This is a genomic window from Burkholderia sp. SIMBA_062 (assembly GCF_046534765.1).
GTDB classification, from domain to species: domain Bacteria; phylum Pseudomonadota; class Gammaproteobacteria; order Burkholderiales; family Burkholderiaceae; genus Burkholderia; species Burkholderia ambifaria.
Genome location: NZ_JAWRYD010000008.1, coordinates 182,148 through 201,951, shown reverse-complemented (window position 1 = coordinate 201,951; position 19,804 = coordinate 182,148). Strand labels below are relative to the sequence as shown.

The window sequence follows — 19,804 nt, the reverse complement described above, 5'->3', positions numbered from 1 at the left end:
TGCGCGCCGCGCACGCGAAAACGCCGCGGCCGGAGCCGCGGCGTTGCCGGGAAGGGACGCGGCGGCGCCGCGCCGGATCGTCAGATGTGGAGCCGGGTGACCTTGGTGCCGTTCACCGACAGGTCGCCCATCAGGCCGGCGTTGGTCAGCACCAGTACCTGGACCGGTGCGGTGGCCGTGTTCGAGTCGATCGCGCCGTTCGCGCCGACCTTCACGACCGCGACGGAGGCGTCGGCGCCGGCCGACCAGCCTTCGGACTTGCGGAACGAGTCGAGCGCATCCTGCGTCATGAACAGGAACACGATCGCCTTCGACTGCGCGCCGGCCTGCAGCCCGACCGACAGCGACGACGTGTTGTAGTAGCCGACGGTGTTGCCGCCGACGCGCAGTGCGCCGTTGCCGGACTGGCCGCCGACGATCAAGCCGGCCTGCAGCACGTTCGGGAACACGAGTACGCCGCGCGACTTCGCGACGAGTTCACGCGAGCCCGGCACGGTCGAATAGAGGCGCGACAGCGTCGCGTTCACGCTCGCGTCGATCGACTGGCGTTTCGACGCGCTGGCTGCTGCGTTGTCCGGTTTGTCGGACGTGGTGGTGCAACCGGCAAGGGCGAGACTGCCGAGCATGACGGCGGTGGCGGCTTTCAGGGCGAGGGATTTCTGCATGACGATTCTCCTTCGTTGTCGGGTTGCGGACGGACGGTCCGGGCAGGGATGCGTGCAGCGGGGCGGCCGGCCCCGTTCAACGGCGGGAAGAAAGGAGCAGGCCGGCGACGAACGCGAGGCCCGCGATGACGCCCGCGGTCTGCCACGGGTTGTCGTGCACGACTTGCGACACGCGTTCGGCGGATTCGCGCAGCCGGGCGGCCGCGGTGCCCGACGCGTAGTCGAGCGTGCTGCGCGCTTCGTCGAGCCGCGCCTGCACGCGCTTGCGCAGCGCGGCGATATCGCCGTCGCCGTCGTTCTTCAGCAGGTCCTCCAGTTCGTCGACCAGCCCGCGCAGATCGTCGGTCACGTCCGCATGCAGGTCGTGGGCCGCCGAACGCGTCGTGCGTCCGACGCGCCGGCCGGTGCGACGGATTTCGGACAGGCCGCGATCCAGCTTGTGTTCGATCGAGTCGGTGAGCGCCATGGTGTTTATCCTCCTTCGATTTGATTTACAGGCCAATTTGAAGATAAGACGAATCCCAGCAACCAGTGTGATTCAAATCAGCCAATTGAGTTTCGAGACAAATTTTCAATTCGTCGGCAAGATCTGTTGGAAGCCCCGCGCGATGGGGCGGGCGGCGGTTGAAAAAATTCCGAGATCGAGCGAAGCGACATAAGGGAAACCGTTTCCGGGCGTGAAAGCCCGGTAAATATGGCGTCGCCCGGCCTCTCAGGTAAATAGTGCCGTTGCACGCGTTACGTTGATGCAATTGCACTAATCGCCATTCTGTCGTGGAGCAGGGATCGTGCCCGCGATGCGTCAGGTGGCGCCTTCCTCCACCGCAAGGTCGACAACGACCGGATCGTGATCGGACGAACGGTATGCAGCGGGTGCGTAATAGGCGGCCTGTTGCGCCGGGGTTTTGTAATCGGGCACGGCTTGCAGTGCAATCGGTTCGTCGGCGTTGATGTGCCACGCGTGCACGGCTTTCACGCGGGCGGCGAGCGGCGGCGTGGCGAGTGCGTGGTCGAGGTTGCCCGCTTCGCCGCGGAATACATACGTGTAGCCGGCATTGCCAACGAAGCGGGCGACGAGGTTGGCATAGCCGTGCGATTCGAGCGCGCGCAGCGGGTCTTCCTTCGCGTAGCTGTTCAGATCGCCGATCAGCAGCACGCCGTCGGCCGCGGCGCCGGTTGGCGACTTCGCGAGCCAGGCGGCGACGCGCTCGGCCGCGCGTGTGCGCGTCGCATTCCAGCAGCCCTGGCCGTCCGACTGGTCGAGATCCGGGCCGGTGGCGCGCGGGCAGTTCTTCGACTTCAGGTGGTTGACCGCGACCGTGAACGCGCGGGTGCCGCCCATGCGACGGAACGTCTGCGCGAGCGGCGGGCGATTCCGGCCGTCGAGCGCGACGGTCGCGGCGCGCCCGACGGGCTCGATCGTCCGGCTGTCATACAGCAGCGCGACTGCGATCGCATCGCGCCCGAGCCGTGCGGTGCCGGGGTCGACCGCGCGCCAGCCGCCGCCGAGCTGGGCCGCGAGCCGCTGCACGGCGCTTGCAGGGCCGTGACCGTTGTTCGCGATTTCCATCAGGCCGATCACATCGGCACGCAGCGCACGCAGCGCGGCCACGATCTTCGCTTCCTGCCGCGCGAAGGCGGCGGGGGTCTTCGCGCCGCGGTCGGACGCATCGCCGAAGCCGCCGCCCGCGCCGTCGCCGTTGAAGTAGTTGAATACGTTGAACGACGCGACGCGCACGTCGGCTTGCGGATGCCGTGCCGGCGCATTGGCCCGCGGATTCGACGCGGCGTCGAAGGCGGGTGGCGCGGACGATACGGGCTGCAGTCGCCACGTGCCGTAGCGCCGTTCGAGCACGCCTTCGATGCCATGCACCGTATAGCCCGCGCGCAGGGTGTTGGCGGCGCTCAGCGCAGGCGGCGGATAGCGGGCGGTTGCAGGGTTCACGCGGCTCGAACCGTCGTCGAGCACGAGGCGGTTGCGTGCATTGGCCGCCGCCTGCGCAGCGGCTTCGGCCGGCGGCCCCACGTGAGTCGGCATGTACAGGCGGCCATGGCTGAGCACGATGCTGCCGTAGCGGCCGAGTTCGTAAGTATCGCTGACCGTCAGCGTTTGCGGGAAGCGCACCCGCATGCCTTCATGCGCGGCGAATACGGATTCGCTGTCGACGGGCAGTATCAGCGCGGCCGGCGTGACGCTCTGCCCGCGCGCGCAGACGGCCACGCGGCCTGCCAGCGCGAGTTGCGTCCGGCCGTATTTCTGCTCGATCCTGCCGGTGACGTGCACGCGCTCGCCCGGCTGGACGCGCGCATGCGGCGCATACACGAACAGGCCTTCCGGCACGCCCGGCCGGTGTCGCCGCTGCGTGTCCGCCTGCTGGACGAAGAATCCGCCGAAGCCATCGGGGCCGCCGAACGCCGCGGTGACGACTGCTTCGATCGACGTGGTGTGCCCGGCCAGCGGCGAGCGGCCCGCGGGATGCCGGATGTCGGCGATCGCCGTGGTGGCGCCCCCGCAGCCCGTGCTCACCGGCAGCGCGGCGGTGGCGGGTGGAACGGACAGGACGACAAAGGCGGCAAGCGCGAGCGGTGACGGCAGGGATGACATGGCGTGGCACACAGGAAGAAAATTCGAAGGTTCGGGAAGCATCTTGACGGCAAAATCGCGTGCCGCGATCGAATTGGCCATCAGGCCAGTGCCGAATGGCCAACGATGACGGCAAGGCCGGCCGGGGCTGTTACGCTTCGCACCTGACGTGTCATGCCGGCCTGCGATCCGAGCGTTTCCGCGCACGGCCCCCAACAGGAGATTTCCATGCCCTACATGCTGTTGATTGTCGAACCGACCGGCCAGCGCGCCGAACGCACGCTCGAAGACGGGCAGGCGCTTTACGCACGGATGGTCGATTTCGCCGAGACGCTGAAAGCGCGCGGCGTGCTGCGCGGCGTCGAATCGCTGGAGCGCTCGGAACGCGCGACGCGCGTCGAGGTGCGCGACGGCGAGACGCGCCTCGTCGACGGCCCGTTCGCCGAGGTGAAGGAAATGGTCGGCGGCTTCTTCATCGTCGACGTCGACACGCGCGATGAAGCGATCGAGATCGCGCGCCAGTGCCCGGCGGCGCAATGGTGCACGGTCGAAGTGCGCGCGGTCGGCCCGTGCTTCCTGTGACGGCTGCGCCTCGGTGTTTACCCGGGTTCGTCGCGCGGCATGTCGATCCGGCTTCCAGACCTTCACCGACAAGACCATCATCGATCCGGCGACGCACATCCAGGTGCTGTCGTGCCTGTCGTGCGACAGCCGTGCCGAAGTCGACGCGATCGTCGCGAAGGCGCTGGCGGCCGGCGGGGCCGCGCCGCAAGCGCCGCGCGAGTACCCGAACATGTACGGCCACGGGTTCACCGATCCGGACGGCCACACATGGGAGCTGATGGCCATGCCGCTGGATGCGTCCGCCCAGGGGCAGGCGTCGTGACGCATGAGGCGACGCATCGTGCGATCGAGGCGGTCTGGCGAATCGAGGCGCCGAAGATCATCGCGCGCGCCGCGCGCGTGGTGCGCGACGTCGGCGTGGCCGAGGAACTGGCGCAGGACACGCTCGTCGCGGCGCTCGAGCACTGGCCCGTCGACGGCGTGCCCGACAACCCGGCCGCATGGCTGATGACGGCCGTGAAGCGTCGCGCGCTCGACCGGGTCCGGCAGGAGTCGCTCCATGCGGCGAAGCGCGACCAGCTCGGCCACGAGATGGACGCGCTCGAAGCGCATGTCGTCCCCGACATCGCGGACGCGCTCGCCGACGCGAGCGAGGACGACATCGGCGACGATCTGCTGCGGCTGATCTTCACGTCGTGCCACCCGGTGCTGTCGACCGACGCGCGCGTTGCGCTGACACTGCGGCTGCTCGGCGGGCTGACGACGGGCGAGATCGCGCGCGCGTTCCTGACGCCCGAGCCGACGATCGCGCAGCGGATCGTGCGCGCGAAGCGCACGCTCGCGGCGGCGCACGTGCCGTTCGAGGTGCCGGCCGCCGACGCGCGGCCCGCGCGGCTCGCATCGGTGCTCGAAGTGATCTACCTCGTGTTCAACGAAGGCCATGCGGCGACGGCGGGCGACGACTGGATGCGTCCGGCGCTATGCGACGAGGCGTTGCGGCTCGGCCGCGTGCTGGCCGGGCTCGCGCCCGACGAAAGCGAAGTGCTGGGGCTCGTCGCGCTGATGGAACTGCAGGCATCACGCATGCATGCGCGCATCGATGCGCAGGGCCGGCCCGTGCTGCTGCTCGACCAGGACCGCAGCCGCTGGGATCCGTTGCTGATCCGGCGCGGCCTCGCGGCGCTGGAGCGCGCGACGAAGCTCGGCGGCGTGCGCGGGCCTTATGCGCTGCAGGCCGCGCTCGCCGCGTGCCACGCGCGTGCGCGGCACGCGGCGGACACGGACTGGGCGCAGATCGTCGCGCTGTATGACGCGCTCGCCGAAGTCGCGCCGTCGCCGGTCGTCGAGCTGAATCGCGCGGTGGCGGTGGGGATGGCGTTCGGGCCTGCCGCGGCGCTCGAACTCGTCGACGTGCTGCGCGACGATCCGGCGCTCGCGCGTTATCACTGGCTGCCAAGCGTGCGCGGCGATCTGCTCGCGAAGCTCGGCCGCGCCGACGAGGCCAAGCTCGAGTTCCGCCGCGCGGCGGAACTGACGCGCAACGAGCGCGAGCGCGAATTGCTGCTCAAGCGCGCGATGGATGCATGAGAGCAAGCGCGCGCCGTCGCGCGTCGCCGGTGTGCGCACGGCTTTCCAACCCGACGGATCCGGGTGCGACGACGCTTGACGCTCCCAGCCAACCCACATAAAGCCAATGTTCCGGTGAGATAACTGAAAATGTCCTATTCGTTCGATTGAGATAATGGGACAAATACGAATTTAATTTCAAGACGTTGTTTTGGATTGAAAGACGATTATTCGACTCCGCATAATCCGCGCTTGACTCAGGAGCCGCGAGATTGGCAGGATTCGAGTGTTAAGGATATTTAACAAAAACGGCAGCGATCCGACTCGGTCCGCCGACGCGCAGCGCGTCGTTGCATTCACCGCATTCACGGCATTCACCGCGCGCGCGCTATGTGCCGCGAGTCTGCCGGCGTTCGCCGTTGCCGCGGCGGCGCAGACACCGGAGTCCGGCGCGCAGCCCATGAGTGCGCCGCGATACCAGGCGCAACAGCTCGACGAGCTCAGGCAGCAGATGCTCGACCGGCCGGACGTGCTGTCCGCGAAGGCGTCGAGCAAATCCGATACGCTCCACTTCCCCGCAGAAACACCGTGTTTCGATATCCACGCGATCGAGTGGCGGGGCGCCGATGCGTTCCCGTGGCTGCCTGACGCCGTGCCGATCAAGCGCGCGTGCATCGGCCAGAACGGCTTGAGCCTGCTGCGCGAATGGGTCGGGCGGCGTCTCGTCGCGCGCGGCTACATCACGTCGCTCGTCAGCATTCCGCCGCAGGATCTGTCGACCGGCCGCCTGATCGTCGAGGTGCTGCCCGGCCGCATCGGCGCGATCGACGATGCGCGCGGCCGGCTCGGCTGGACGCCCATCGTGTTTCCGCGCGGCGCGCATGCATTGCTGAACGTGCGCGATCTCGATCAGGCGCTCGAGAACGTGCGCCGCCTGCCCGGTCAGGCGGCCACCGCGTTTGATCTGGTTCCCGGCGCGTTGCTGGGCGACACCGACATCGTCGTCCGCCATCCGGACGATGCACGTCGCATTCGCTTCGTCGCGACGGCCGACAACGGCGGGCTGGACGCGACCGGCCGCGACCAGCTCGGCGCGATCGTGTCGATCGATTCGCCGCTGCGGCTCTACGATCAACTGATCGTCACCTACAACACCGACGCCGCGCTGCACAACAAGTCGCTCGGCTCGCAGGCCAAAAGCGCCGCATGGAACGTGCCGATCGGTTATGCGTCGTTTTCGCTCGGCGTCAGCGAATGGTCGAGCCGGCAGACGCTGGTGGCCGATCTGCCCGGCGTGGTCGTGCCGCCGTTCGGCCAGCGGACCCGACGCTATGAAGCCGGCGTCGGCTACGTGCCGTATCGCTCCAGCCACGGCAAGACCACGCTGCGCTTCAGGCTCGCCCGCCGCGAGGATCGCTCGTGGTTCGGTCCGATCGAACTCGATGTGTTCCGTCATGACATCGTCAGCTACGAAGTGAGCGCGGCGCATCGCGAGAAGTTCGCGCGCGCGACCGTCGACGCGAGCGTCGGCATGCGCGCAAGCCTCGCCGGGTTGAGCGCCTTCCCCGGGCGCGTCAACGGTCAGACCGCATGGGACGGCCGCTATCGCGTGTACACCGCGGCGCTCGGCGCCGATGCGCCGTTCCGGATCGGCGCGCGTCCGTTCGGCTATCGCGGATTCCTCCAGCTCCAGTACGCGCCCGGCGCGCTGCCGTCGACCGAATACCTGCAGATCGGCGGCCGCTACACGGTGCGCGGCTTCGACGGCAACCGGACGCTCGCGGGGGACAGCGGCTGGTTCTGGCGCAACGAGCTGGCCACGCCGTGGTTCGGCGCTCAGGAGGCTTATGTCGCGCTCGACGCCGGGCTGGTCACGGGCGCGGGCTCGCGCGAAGGCGCGGGCCGGGAAGGGCGCACGCTGATCGGCGCCGCGCTCGGCGTGCGCGGCGGCTACCGGATGCTCGGCTACGACGTCGCGCTCGGCATGCCGCTTCGCAAGCCCGGCGCGCTGCGAACCGCGCAGCCCACATTCGATGTGTCGCTCACGAGCCGTTTCTGATCGCGGTGGGGTGCAGCCGTGCCCCGAACCGCTGAACCGCTGGACCTCACGGAGGCAATCACCATGTAAGTACGCACGCTCGTCCAGCGGCCGATCGACGGATCGGCCAGGTCCGGCGTGGCTTGCGCCGCGCCCGCTTTTTCATCTTCAGGAAACCGAGAAGACCATGAAACATCAACAACAACACCACCGCCCGCGCGCGGCGACGCCATCCGCGCGCACCACGCTCGCCGCGGCGCTGACGCTTGCGATGCCGATCCTCGCGGCGCAGCCAGCGTTCGCGCAACCGCCGCTCGTCGTCGATCCGGCCGCGGCCAATCGCCCGATTCTCGGCGTCGCGCCGAACGGCACGCCGATCGTCGACATCAACGCGCCGGACGCCGCGGGCATTTCCGCGAACCGCTTCCTCGACTACAACGTTGGTTCGAAGGGGCTCGTGCTGAACAACAGCGTGAACGGCACGAACACGCAACTGGCGGGCGGCATCGACGGCAACGCGCAGCTCGGCGGCCGTTCGGCGCAGGTCATCCTGAACCAGGTGACGGGCGGCAACGCGTCGGTGCTGGCGGGGGCGACGGAAGTCGCGGGCCAGCAGGCGCGCGTGATCGTCGCGAACCCGAACGGGATCAGCGTGAACGGCGCGAGCTTCATCAACGCGAACCGCGTGTCGCTCGTCGCGGGCACGACGGAATTCGACGAGGACGGTCATGTCGCCCGATTCCGTACCGAGAACGGGCGCATCACGATCGACGGCGCGGGGCTTGACGCGCGCAATCTGGATCAGCTCGATCTCGTGTCGCGCGGCCTGAAGGTGAACGCCGCGTTGCAAGCGAAGAAGCTGGTCGCGGTCGCGCAGCAAGGCACGGCGGCCATCGAGAATCCTCAGGCGATGTCGTTCGATGCGTCGACGAGCGGGGAAGCGCCGCGCGTCGCGATCGACGTGTCGCAGCTCGGGAGCGTGCATGGAGCGGATTCGATCGTCATGCGCGGCACGTCGGCGGGTGTCGGCATCAATATCTCGGGCAAGGTCGAGGCGCTCACGGGCTCGATCAAGCTGCTGTCGGACGGCCGGGTCCGGCTTTCGAATGGCGGATCGCTGAACGCGGGGACGCTTTCGGTTCCGTCCGGTCTGCAGTTGGGCGGAAACTGGACGGACGATGACGAGGCGACGAAGCCGCCGGTGAACCCGGAACCGCCGGTCGCCGAAACGAAGCCGCCGGTGAACCCGGAACCGCCGGTCGCGGAAACGAAGCCGCCGGTGAATCCGGAACCGCCGGTCGCCGAAACGAAGCCGCCGGTGAACCCGGAGCCGCCGGTCGCCGAAACGAAGCCGCCGGTAAACCCGGAACCGCCGATCGCGGAAACGAACCCGAAACTCGTCGTCGATCCGAACGCGGCCAATCGCCCGATTCTCGGCGTCGCGTTGAACGGCACGCCGCTCGTCGACATCAACGCGCCGGACGCCGCGGGCATTTCCGCGAACCGCTTCCTCGACTACAACGTCGGATCGAAGGGGCTCGTGCTGAACAACAGCGTGAACGGCACGAATACGCAACTGGCGGGCGGCATCGACGGCAACGCGCAGCTCGGCGGCCGTTCGGCACAGGTCATCCTGAACCAGGTGACGGGCGGCAACGCGTCGGTGCTGGCGGGGGCGACGGAAGTCGCGGGCCAGCAGGCGCGCGTGATCGTCGCGAACCCGAACGGGATCAGCGTGAACGGCGCGAGCTTCGTCAACGCGAACCGCGTGTCGCTCGTCGCGGGCACGACGGAATTCGACGAGGACGGTCATGTCGCACGATTCCGTACCGACAACGGTCGCATCGCGATCGACGGCGCCGGGCTCGACGCACGTGACGCGAACCAGCTCGATCTCGTGTCGCGCGGCCTGAAGGTCGACGCGGCGGTGCAAGCGAAGAAGCTCGTCGCGATCGCGCATCAAGGCACGGCGGCGATCGAGCAATCGAACCGGCAGACGCTCTCTGGCGCGGCAAGCGGCAAGGCGCCGGCCGCGGCGATCGACGTGTCCGAAGCGGGCAGCCTGCGGGCGGACGAGATCGCGCTGATCGGCGCATCGGCGAAAACCGGCGTCAGGATCGCCGGCACGGTCGACGCGTCGGCCGGCAGCGTGTCGCTCGCATCGAGCGGCAAGGCGACGATCGAGTCGAGCGGGCGGCTGCAAGGCGGGGCGTTGTCGGTTTCGAGCGCGCTCGACAATCACGGCACGGTCAGCGGCGGTACCGTCGACGTGGCCGGCCGCCTCGACAACGACGGCTCCGTGCACGGGCGCAGCGTCAGGATTGCCGGCAACGTGACCAATGCCGGCACGCTGCACAGCGACGGCGCGCTCGAGATCGACGGCCGCCTGAGCAACGTCGACGCCGACAGCGTCGTCAGCGTGGGCGACGTTCGGGTCGCGGGCAACACGACCAACAACGGCACGCTGCGTGCGCAGAAGCTGCTTTCCGCGATGGGCAACGTGGCCAACGGCGGCACGATCGACGCCGGCGACGTCAAGGTCATGGGCAACACGACCAACAACGGCACGCTGCGGGCGGAGAAGCTGCTTTCCGCGATGGGCAACGTGACCAATGGCGGCACGATCGACGCCGGCGACGCCAAGGTCATGGGCAACACGACCAACAACGGCACGCTGCGGGTGGAGAAGCTGCTTTCCGCGATGGGCAACGTGACCAACGGCGGCACGATCGAGGCCGGCGACGTCAAGGTCATGGGCAATGTGACCAACAACGGCACGTTGCACGGCGGCGATTCGGTGTTCGTGGCCGGCCGCCTGTACAACGGGTGGACGGGCGTCACGAGCAGCCACGGCAACGTGTCGAGCGTGGGCCGCGCGTCGGGGTCGGGGCGCATCGTCAGCTACATGGTGCGTCCGTTGTCTGACGACCAGGTTCGGTAAACGTCGGTTGCCCGGCCCGCGCGCAGCGGGCCGGGCGGGCGGGGCGTGGCGCGGTCGGCCATGCCTTGCAACACGCATCGCGCCGGGGCCCAGTTTTCCGCTGCCCGGCGCGATGCGTCATTGGTGGTGTGGCGTGCCGCGCGCACATTCGCACGACCGTTCGCTCGCCATCGGTCGATCGCTATCGACCGCATTGAAAAAGCCAATTGGGGGATGTCCCCCCGAGCGCCTAGATTAGACAGCACGATGCTGGCGGCGCGCGTGCCGCTCGTGCGCATCGTTCCCCACAATCGGTCATCGGTCCGACGCCTGGCTGCGCCGGCACCCTGCACGGAGGCGCAAATGGCTCAACTCAAGGGCAGCAAAACCGAAGAGAACCTGAAGGCCGCATTCGCCGGCGAATCGCAGGCGAACCGGCGCTATCTGTATTTCGCTTCGAAGGCCGACGTCGAGGGACAGAACGACATCGCCGCGCTGTTCCGCTCGACCGCCGAAGGCGAAACCGGCCATGCGCACGGCCACCTTGAATATCTCGAAGCAGTCGGCGATCCGGCGACGGGTTTGCCGTTCGGCTCGTCGCGGCTGAACCTCGAATCGGCGATCGCCGGCGAGACGCACGAATACACCGACATGTATCCGGGCATGGCGAAGGCGGCACGCGAAGAAGGCTTCGACGAAATCGCGAACTGGTTCGAGACGCTCGCGAAGGCCGAACGCAGCCACGCGAACCGCTATACGAAGGCGCTGGACGCACTCGTCGACTGACGCGGCCCCTGCAAGGCCGCACGGCCCGGTCGGAAAATTTCGCCGACCGGCGGCCGTGCGTCGATCGCTGCCCGCGCCGCGCGGGCGGCGCGTCCGCGCGCATGCGCGCCACGCTGGAGGGCCCCATGCCCCACAAGGAAGGCAGTCTCGAAGCCCCGACCCGGCATCCGCTCGACTGGCAGACCGAAGCGTTCTACGACCAGGCCGCGATCGATGCGGAAATGACGCGCGTGTTCGACATTTGCGCCGGATGCCGGCGCTGCGTGTCGCTGTGCGGCGCATTCCCCACGCTGTTCGATCTCGTCGACGACACGCCGACGGGCGACATCGACGAAGTGCCGAAGGCGGCGTTCGGCAAGGTCGTCGACCAGTGCTACCTGTGCGATCTCTGCTACATGACGAAATGCCCGTACGTGCCGCCGCACGCATGGAACGTCGACTTTCCGCACCTGATGCTGCGCGGCAAGGCCGCGCGATACCAACGCGGCCAAGTGCCGCTGCGCGACAAGGTGCTGTCGAACACCGACGCGCTCGGCCATTTCGCGGGCATTCCGATCGTCACGCAGGCGGTGAACGCGGTGAACCGCACGCCGCCCGCGCGCCACGCGCTCGAAGCGGCGCTCGGCGTCGATCGCGACGCGTGGCTGCCGGAATTCGCGCCGCGCAAGTTCCGGCGCGCCGCGAAGCGCTCGGACGATTCGCCCGTGCGCGACGGCGAGCGCACGCCCGGCAAGGTCGCGATCTACGCGACGTGCTACGTGAATTTCAACGAGCCGGGCATCGGCCACGACCTGCTCGCGATCCTCGCGCACAACGAGATCCCGTACGAACTCGTCACGCGCGAAGCCTGCTGCGGAATGCCGCTGCTCGAGCAGGGCAATCTCGCGGGCGTCGCCGCGAAGAAGGCCGTCAACATCCCGGTGCTCGAGCGCTATGCCCGCGAAGGCTATGCGCTGATCGGCGCGATCCCGAGCTGCGTGCTGATGTACAAGAGCGAACTGCCGCTGATGTTCCCCGGCGACGAAGCCGTGCGCGCGGTGGCCGACGCCTTCTGGGACCCGTTCGAATACGTGATCGCGCGGCATCGGGACGGTTTGCTGAAGACCGATTTCAAGCAGGGCCTGGGCACCGTGTCGTATCACGTGCCGTGCCATGCGCGCGTGCAGAACATCGGCCGCAAGACGGCCGATGCGCTGTCGCTCGTGCCCGATACGCGCGTGAACGTGGTCGAGCGTTGCTCCGGCCACGCGGGCACGTTCGGCGTGAAGAAGGAATTTCACGCGGATGCGATGCGGATCGGCGCGCCCGTGTTCAACGCGATGGCCGAGCCGCGGCCGGATGTCGTGTCGTCCGACTGCGCGCTCGCCGGCCATCACATCGTGCAGGGCATCGACGAGAAGGGGCTGCCGCACGCGCCGCTCGCGCATCCGCTGACGCTGCTGCGCCGCGCGTACGGCGTCTGACGCTGCCGGCCATCCACGAGGACATCCATGACGCTGACCCGCGATTCCCTGCTGACGCTCGAAGCGTACGCGAAGATCCGCAAGGCCGAACACGCGCGGCTCGTCGCGTACAAGCGCCGCCGCGCGGTGGCGCTCGGCAACCACCTGCGCTTGCTGTTCGAGGACGAGACCACGATCCGCTACCAGATCCAGGAGATGCTGCACATCGAGAAGATCTTCGACGAGGCGGGCATCGAGGGCGAACTGGAAGCCTATCTGCCGCTCGTGCCCGACGGCACCAACCTGAAGGCGACGCTGCAGATCGAATACGAGCACGAGGCCGAACGGCGGGCGGCGCTCGCGCGGCTGATCGGCGTCGAGGATCGCGTGTACCTGCAGGTCGACGGGCATCCCGCCGTGTATGCGATCGCCGACGAGGATCTCGATCGCGACAACGCGGAGAAGACGTCCGCCGTGCATTTCGTGCGCTTCGAATTGGGCGCGCCGATGCGCGCGGCGCTCAAGGGCGGCGCAACGCTGTCGATCGGCTGCGACCACGCGGCCTATACGTTGCCGCCGCAACCAGTGGACGCGGACGTGGCCGCGTCACTGGCCGGCGATCTGCGCTGATATACGGTCGCTCGCGTCGTTTCGACCCGCGCGTTGTCTTCCCGCCGCCCCGGTCGCGCGAGCGGCTGCCCTTCGGCCCGAGGATGTAACAAGCCTGTCCGCGCTTGCATGCCGGGAAACAATGTGCATCGCGCGTCAGATCGCTTTCATCATTCGCAGGGAAACAATAAAGAGATTGTGCACGGCGATAATTCGGCTCAACGGGATTTGAACGATTTACCGATCCGTGAATATCTTGTTACGAAATTTTCCCTGATTTACCGATTTTAGGCAGCAGTTTCCGGGATTGTTGCGGCGAAGGGTCGGAACACCCTGGAAACGCCGCCGGCCGGGCCTCGGCCGCACCCCGCGGAGCCCCGCCAGACGGGGCTTACCGGCCTCACGCATAACGATCGCGTAAAAAAATTCATGCATAAATGGATTGCGCATCCACGGCAGGTTGTTTCAGTACGTAACATTAAGTCACTGTCATATTGAGATAAACCCTGAGGATGGTATGCTTCGTGCACAAAAATTCCCACATTGGAGTGAGACCGTGATTTGTGCGCCATTGCCGGGAATGGCGGCACCGCGAAAGTGCGGTGTCGCGCCGGCATGCACAACAAGCGGATAACCATAATGTGCAACCGGGCCGCCCCGTCACGCGATGCGTGACGACGGCGCCGACAATCGCAGCCCGGCCTGGCTGCGTGGAGAGATCTACTATGTTCTTCGATGAGCTTAACGATGAAGAGTGGGTTCGTCTTTCAACGCTGATCGCCGATGAACCCATCCGGCTGAACCGTCGAGGCCGTCCACGTGCCGAACCGCGCGTTGTCGCCAACGCGGTCCTGTGGATCCTGACGACCGGTGAAGCGTGGTCCAAACTGCCCGGGCGCTATCCGTCCGGGCCGACGTGCCGCCGCCGCTACGAAGAGTGGCTCGCGAACGGCACGCTGTTGCAGATGATCGACGTGCTGACCCAATTCAGCGGGCGCACGTTCGCGTATGTGCCGCCGCCGCCCGTGCCCGCGGCGCCCGCGTGCCGTGCGGAGCCCGTGCCCGACAACGATCGTCTGCGCGGCGTGTTCTGGCAGAACCCCGAGTCGTGGCAATTGCCGGTTGCGCAGGCAAACGTTTGGGATGGCGAGGGCGCGACGGTGGCCGCGATGTCGAGCACCGACACGGAACCGTCCGGTGCGTCGTTCGCGGTGCCCGGCGCGCAGCCCGCCGGGCTGCGCCGCGGGCGGGCGTCCGCCACGAGCTTCGCCGCGGCCGAGCCGCAAGTCGACGAGTATCGCGGCTATACGATCCATGGCAGCGCGCAGCCGGTGCAGAACCTGATGTACCGTGCGTGGGCCGAGATCATGCAGGACGACCGCCGCGTCGAGCGCTCGGGCCTGATCGGCCCGCGCTTCACCGACGCGGACGAGGCGGAGCAGTACGCGCTCGACTGGGCGCGCCAGTGGATCGATCGCCATGGTGCGAGCGACGAGCCGGTGCGTGTGCCGCAAAGCGAAGTGCTGGCCGGCCTGTCCGCGCTGGCGCGTGCGGAGTCGGACATCAAGCGCTTCATCGCCGAGCGGCGCGCGGGTGTGCTGTCCGAGGGCCGCAACGACCCGGTGCAGTCGGATCGCCGCGAGTATGCGTATCGGGTAGGTTGATCGTCGTCCGAACGAAAACGCGCGGGTCGTCGTATGTCACGGCGCCCGCGCGTTGTTTTTTGTGTCGTCCATGCGCGTGATGCGGGGCGCACCGTCGACACGGCGCGCCCCGCATCCGCTGCGTCACTGGCGTCCGTAGGTATCGTCGTAGCGGACGATGTCGTCCTCGCCGAGATACGCACCCGACTGCACTTCGATCAGCTCGAGCGGCATCTTGCCCGGGTTCTCGAGACGGTGCGACACGCCGAGCGGGATGTAGGTCGATTCGTTCTCGGACAGCAGGAAGGTTTCCTCGCCGCGCGTGATGCGCGCGGTGCCGCGCACGACGATCCAGTGTTCGGCGCGGTGGTGGTGCATCTGCAGCGACAGTCGCGCGCCCGGCTTCACGACGATGCGCTTCACCTGGAAGCGCTCGCCCATGTCGACCGAGTCGTAATGGCCCCACGGGCGGTGGACCTTGCGGTGATCCGTCGCTTCCGCGCCGCGCGCGGCCTTGATGCGCCCGACGATTTTCTTCACGTCCTGCACGCAGGACTTGTCGGCGACGAGCACGGCGTCGGGCGTTTCGACGACGACGAGATTCTGCGTCCCGACGCACGCGACGAGCCGGCTTTCCGAATGCGCGAAGGTCGACGTGGCGTTTTCGAACAGCACGTGGCCGCGGCCGACGTTCTCGGCATCGTCCTTCGGCAGGATCTGCCAGATCGCGTCCCACGAGCCGACATCCGACCAGCCCGCGTCGAGCGGCACGACCACGCTTTCGCACAGCTGCGGCAGGTTCGCGAGCGGCTCCATCACCGCATAGTCGATCGAGTTCGACGGCGAAGCGGCGAACGCGTCGCGATCGACGCGGAAGAAGTCGCCGTCTTCCTTGCCGTGTGCGACGGCCTGCTCGCAGGCCGCGTAGATCTCGGGTTCGAGCTGGCGGATCGCGTTCAGCCACACCGATGCGCGCACGATGAAGATGCCGCTGTTCCACCAGTATTCGCGGGACGCGACGTACTGCTGCGCGAGCTCGAGATGCGGCTTCTCGACGAAGCGGTCGAGACGGCGCACGTCGAGATCGCCGGTGGCGGCGTCGCCGAGCGGCGCGCCGACGCGGATGTAGCCGTAGCCCGTTTCGGCGCGGCCCGGCACGATGCCCATCGTCGCGATCTTGCCCTGCGCCGCGCAGTGCACGCCGGCCGCGACCGCCGCATGAAAGCGCGGTTGGTCGGCCACCGCGTGGTCGGCCGGCATCACGGTCATCACGGCATCGCTGCCGCCGGCGACGATGCGCAGCGCGGCGAGCGTCAGCGCGGGCGCGGTGTCGCGGCCGAGCGGCTCGAGCATGATCGATGCACGCTTGCCGGTCAGGCGCAGTTGTTCGGCGGTCGTGAAGCGGTGATCCTCGCCGCACACGATCAGCACGTCGTCGTTCAGCGGATGACCGGTCGAGAGGCCGTCGAGCCTCAGCGCGGTGGATTGCAGCAGCGAATGATCGCCGAGCAGGCCGATCAGCTGCTTCGGATAGTGTTCGCGCGACATCGGCCACAGACGCGTGCCCGAACCGCCGGCGAGAATCACCGGCTGCACCGCGACGCGCGTACCGGCGTCGGTTGCGGCGGAAGAAGATGGGCGCGTATCGGCTGCCACGGCCGGAGCATTCATGATGACACTCTCCTCGATTGAAGTCAGTGCCTGTTTGTAGCATGAAGTAAATCGACAATAAAACCGCGCGCCGTGCACGATATTCGTCGCGTGCGTTCGTCGCGCACGTATCCGGGAAAATTTTCCGCGATGACAGCCGACGCAAAGAAAAAATAAAAAATAATTCGGCGAATTGGGCGCGCATGCGTTGCCGCAAAGGCTTGGCGAGAACCGTAAAGTTTTCAGAAAATGCCCCGATTCGGGCTCTGTTCGGGAAAACGTGCCGATTTAATTCAAGAATATCGCGGCAAGAATTTCCGATTATTTTTCGAAATACTTGTGCGCTTGAGGATCAATTTTCTTACCGCTTCAATAGCGTCATGCAACGTTTGAATCGAATGTGCGGCACGGGCTGCACGAGGAGCTGTTCGGCAAACGCCTGTTCAAAGAGGAAGCGAACATGTTGAGCGTGCTGGCGAGAGTCATCGATATCGCGATGGTCGTGTTGGGGGCGTTGATCGCCGCCGCGCTGCACGACGGCAGCATCTGGCTCAACGATCTGCAGCGCACGACGGTGTTGTTCGACTGCCTGCTGGTCGTCGTGTTCTTTCCGGCGATGGGAATCTATCAGTCGTGGCGCGGCAAGCGTCTCGTCGGGCTGGTGGGGCGGGTCGCATTCGCGTGGCTGGTGGTCGAGCTCGCCGGCATCCTGATGAGCTTCAGCTTTCACCAGTCGGGCGATCTGTCGCGGCTGTGGCTCGGCTACTGGGCGCTCGTGACGATGGCGCTGCTCGCGGGCTCGAAGGCCTGCGTGCACGTCGTGCTGCGGCAACTGCGGCGCGGCGGCTACAACCTGAAGGCGGTCGCGATCGTCGGCGGTACGCCGGCCGCGCGGCGGCTGATCGCGCAGATGCGGGCGCGCCCGGAAGCGGGCTTCAACCCGGTGTGCGTATACGACGAAAGCGAAGTGCCGGGCGAAGTCGCGCTCGACGACGTGCGCATCGAGCGGCAGTTCGAATCGCTGGTGTGGCTGGTGCGCAGCCGCGCGATCAGCGAGCTGTGGCTCACGCTGCCGATCACGGAGGAGCGCCGGATTCACCAGATCGTGACGGTGTTCCGCCACGACTTCGTGAATATCCGCTTCATTCCGGACGTGCGCACGCTGTCGTTCTTCAACCAGGAAGTGGTCGAGGTGCTCGGCGTGCCGGCGATCAACCTCGCGGCGTCGCCGATCACCGACGTGCGGATCCTGCCGAAGTTCGTGTTCGACCGGCTGTTCGCGCTGGCGGCGCTCACGGCGCTGGCGCCGCTCATGCTGCTGATCGCGTGCCTGATCAAGCTGACGTCGCGCGGGCCGGTGTTCTTCCGCCAGAAACGCAAGGGCATCGACGGGCACGAGTTCGAGATCTACAAGTTTCGCTCGATGAAGGTGCATCAGGAAGTCGCGGGGCAGGTCACGCAGGCGACCAAGAACGACACGCGCGTGACGCCGGTCGGCCGCTTCCTGCGCCGCACGAGCCTCGATGAACTGCCGCAGTTCATCAACGTGCTGAAGGGCGAGATGTCGGTCGTCGGCCCGCGGCCCCATGCGCTCGCGCACGACGACATCTACAAGGATCTGGTGAAGGGCTACATGTTCCGCTACCGGATCAAGCCGGGCATCACCGGGTGGGCGCAGATCAACGGCTTTCGCGGCGAGACCGATCAGATCGAGAAGATGATGGGGCGCGTGAAGCTCGATCTGTACTACATGCAGAACTGGTCGTTCTGGCTCGACATCAAGATCGTCGTGCTGACGCTCTGGAAAGGCTTCACCGGCAGCAACGCTTATTGACGCAGCGCCCGCGCAGGCGTTCCGGTTTTACGAATTTCGAATCATTGGTCACGAGGTCCGACACATCATGAATCTGACTATCATCGGCAGCGGTTACGTAGGACTTGTCACCGGCGCCTGTCTCGCCGACATCGGCCACGACGTGTTCTGTCTCGACGTCGATCAGGCGAAGATCGACATCCTGAACAACGGCGGCGTGCCGATCCACGAGCCGGGCCTCAAGGAAGTCATCGCGCGCAACCGCGCGGCGGGCCGCCTGCGCTTCTCGACCGACATCGAGGCCGCGGTCGCGCACGGCGACGTGCAGTTCATCGCGGTCGGCACGCCGCCCGACGAGGACGGCTCGGCCGACCTGCAGTACGTGCTCGCGGCGGCGCGCAACATCGGCCGCTACATGAAGGGCTTCAAGGTGATCGTCGACAAGTCGACGGTGCCGGTCGGCACGGCCGAGCGCGTGCGCGCGGCGGTCGCCGACGAACTCGCGAAGCGCGGCGACGACCCGATGTTCTCGGTCGTGTCGAATCCGGAATTCCTGAAGGAAGGCGCGGCGGTCGACGATTTCACGCGGCCGGACCGCATCGTGATCGGCTGCGACGACGACGTGCCGGGCGAGCGCGCGCGCGAACTGATGAAGAAGCTCTATGCGCCGTTCAACCGCAACCACGAACGCACGCTGTACATGGACGTGCGCTCGGCCGAATTCACGAAATACGCGGCGAACGCGATGCTCGCGACGCGCATCTCGTTCATGAACGAGCTCGCGAACCTGGCCGACCGCTTCGGCGCGGACATCGAGGCCGTGCGCCGCGGGATCGGCTCCGATCCGCGCATCGGCTACCACTTCCTGTATGCGGGCTGCGGCTACGGCGGCTCGTGCTTCCCGAAGGACGTCGAGGCGCTGATCCGCACGGCCGACGAGCATGGCCAGTCGCTGCAGATCCTGAAGGCCGTGTCGTCGGTCAACGCGACGCAAAAGCGCGTGCTCGCCGACAAGATCGTCGCGCGCTTCGGCGAGGACCTGAGCGGCCGCACGTTCGCGCTCTGGGGCCTGGCATTCAAGCCGAACACCGACGACATGCGCGAAGCGCCGAGCCGCGAGCTGATCGCCGAGCTGCTGTCGCGCGGCGCGCGCATCGCCGCCTACGATCCGGTCGCGCAGCAGGAAGCGCGCCGCGTGCTCGCGCTCGATCTCGCCGATCACCCGAGCTGGCTCGAACGCCTGACCTTCGTCGACGACGAGGCGCAGGCCGCGCGCGATGCCGACGCGCTCGTGATCGTCACCGAATGGAAGGCGTTCAAGAGCCCGGATTTCATCGCGCTCGGCCGGCAGTGGAAGTCGCCGGTGATCTTCGACGGCCGCAACCTGTACGAGCCGGAGGCCATGAGCGAGCAGGGTATCGAATACCACCCGATCGGCCGCCCCGGCTCGCGTCAGGCGGTGGCCGCCCGCGTGTCGGGCGCCGCGCGCGCGAACGCGTAACCCGCGCGTCACCGTTTCCCGTT

The 19,804-nt window shown here is 67.2% G+C and carries 14 protein-coding genes and 1 pseudogene; 11 read left to right on the top strand and 4 right to left on the bottom strand.

From position 1 onward, the window contains the following. Nucleotides 1-80: 80 nt before the first annotated feature. From SB786_RS11260 to SB786_RS11250, 3 genes are all read right to left on the bottom strand, one after another. Complete coding sequence (locus SB786_RS11260) at nt 81-665, bottom strand: YSC84-related protein (RefSeq protein WP_410727511.1); 585 nt, start codon at nt 663-665, stop codon at nt 81-83. 76 nt (nt 666-741) lie between these two features. Next, complete coding sequence (locus tag SB786_RS11255; RefSeq protein WP_410727510.1) at nt 742-1,131, bottom strand: YqjD family protein; 390 nt, start codon at nt 1,129-1,131, stop codon at nt 742-744. 336 nt (nt 1,132-1,467) lie between these two features. Beyond that, a complete protein-coding gene (locus tag SB786_RS11250; protein ID WP_410727509.1) occupies nt 1,468-3,270 on the bottom strand; it encodes an ExeM/NucH family extracellular endonuclease in 1,803 nt (600 codons plus the stop codon). Nucleotides 3,271-3,477: 207 nt separating this feature from the next. Between SB786_RS11250 and SB786_RS11245 the strand changes: the two genes are divergently transcribed. The 9 genes and pseudogenes from SB786_RS11245 (at nt 3,478) to SB786_RS11205 (ending at nt 14,838) form a co-directional block, all read left to right on the top strand. Further along, nucleotides 3,478-3,831, top strand: a complete 354-nt coding sequence (locus SB786_RS11245) for a YciI family protein (protein ID WP_006757944.1) — start codon at nt 3,478-3,480, stop codon at nt 3,829-3,831. 43 nt (nt 3,832-3,874) lie between these two features. Further along, nucleotides 3,875-4,135 (top strand): annotated as a pseudogene (locus tag SB786_RS11240) (VOC family protein); the annotation flags it as partial. Continuing rightward, complete coding sequence (locus SB786_RS11235; RefSeq protein ID WP_410727508.1) at nt 4,132-5,400, top strand: RNA polymerase sigma factor; 1,269 nt, start codon at nt 4,132-4,134, stop codon at nt 5,398-5,400. The pseudogene SB786_RS11240 and the gene SB786_RS11235, both read left to right, overlap by 4 nt. Nucleotides 5,401-5,839: 439 nt before the next feature. After that, nucleotides 5,840-7,438: a ShlB/FhaC/HecB family hemolysin secretion/activation protein gene (locus tag SB786_RS11230; protein ID WP_410727507.1), complete on the top strand. Its 1,599-nt coding sequence runs from the start codon at nt 5,840-5,842 to the stop codon at nt 7,436-7,438. Between the two features lie 166 nt (nt 7,439-7,604). Next, nucleotides 7,605-10,358, top strand: a complete 2,754-nt coding sequence (locus SB786_RS11225; protein ID WP_410727506.1) for a filamentous hemagglutinin N-terminal domain-containing protein — start codon at nt 7,605-7,607, stop codon at nt 10,356-10,358. Between the two features lie 342 nt (nt 10,359-10,700). Then, nucleotides 10,701-11,123, top strand: coding sequence for a rubrerythrin family protein (locus tag SB786_RS11220; RefSeq protein WP_011660451.1), 423 nt, complete (start codon nt 10,701-10,703; stop codon nt 11,121-11,123). 125 nt (nt 11,124-11,248) lie between these two features. After that, entirely contained in the window at nt 11,249-12,586 is a 1,338-nt protein-coding gene (locus tag SB786_RS11215) for a heterodisulfide reductase-related iron-sulfur binding cluster (protein WP_410727505.1), read from the top strand. Nucleotides 12,587-12,613: 27 nt separating this feature from the next. Then, nucleotides 12,614-13,195, top strand: coding sequence for a DUF3501 family protein (locus SB786_RS11210; protein WP_410727504.1), 582 nt, complete (start codon nt 12,614-12,616; stop codon nt 13,193-13,195). A 704-nt stretch (nt 13,196-13,899) separates the two neighbouring features. Continuing rightward, nucleotides 13,900-14,838 carry a transposase gene (locus SB786_RS11205; RefSeq protein WP_410727503.1) on the top strand — a complete coding sequence of 313 codons (939 nt, stop codon included), beginning with the start codon at nt 13,900-13,902 and terminating at the stop codon, nt 14,836-14,838. 123 nt (nt 14,839-14,961) lie between these two features. Here SB786_RS11205 and SB786_RS11200 read toward each other — a convergent pair whose 3' ends face one another. After that, nucleotides 14,962-16,488 carry a mannose-1-phosphate guanylyltransferase/mannose-6-phosphate isomerase gene (locus SB786_RS11200; protein ID WP_410727502.1) on the bottom strand — a complete coding sequence of 509 codons (1,527 nt, stop codon included), beginning with the start codon at nt 16,486-16,488 and terminating at the stop codon, nt 14,962-14,964. Nucleotides 16,489-16,927: 439 nt separating this feature from the next. On the opposite strand from SB786_RS11200, the gene SB786_RS11195 reads away from it, so the two are divergent. Then, entirely contained in the window at nt 16,928-18,301 is a 1,374-nt protein-coding gene (locus SB786_RS11195) for an undecaprenyl-phosphate glucose phosphotransferase (protein WP_410727501.1), read from the top strand. 67 nt (nt 18,302-18,368) lie between these two features. Further along, nucleotides 18,369-19,781 (top strand): UDP-glucose dehydrogenase family protein, encoded by a 1,413-nt coding sequence (locus SB786_RS11190; RefSeq protein WP_410727500.1) that lies wholly within the window; start codon nt 18,369-18,371, stop codon nt 19,779-19,781. Nucleotides 19,782-19,804: the final 23 nt, after the last annotated feature.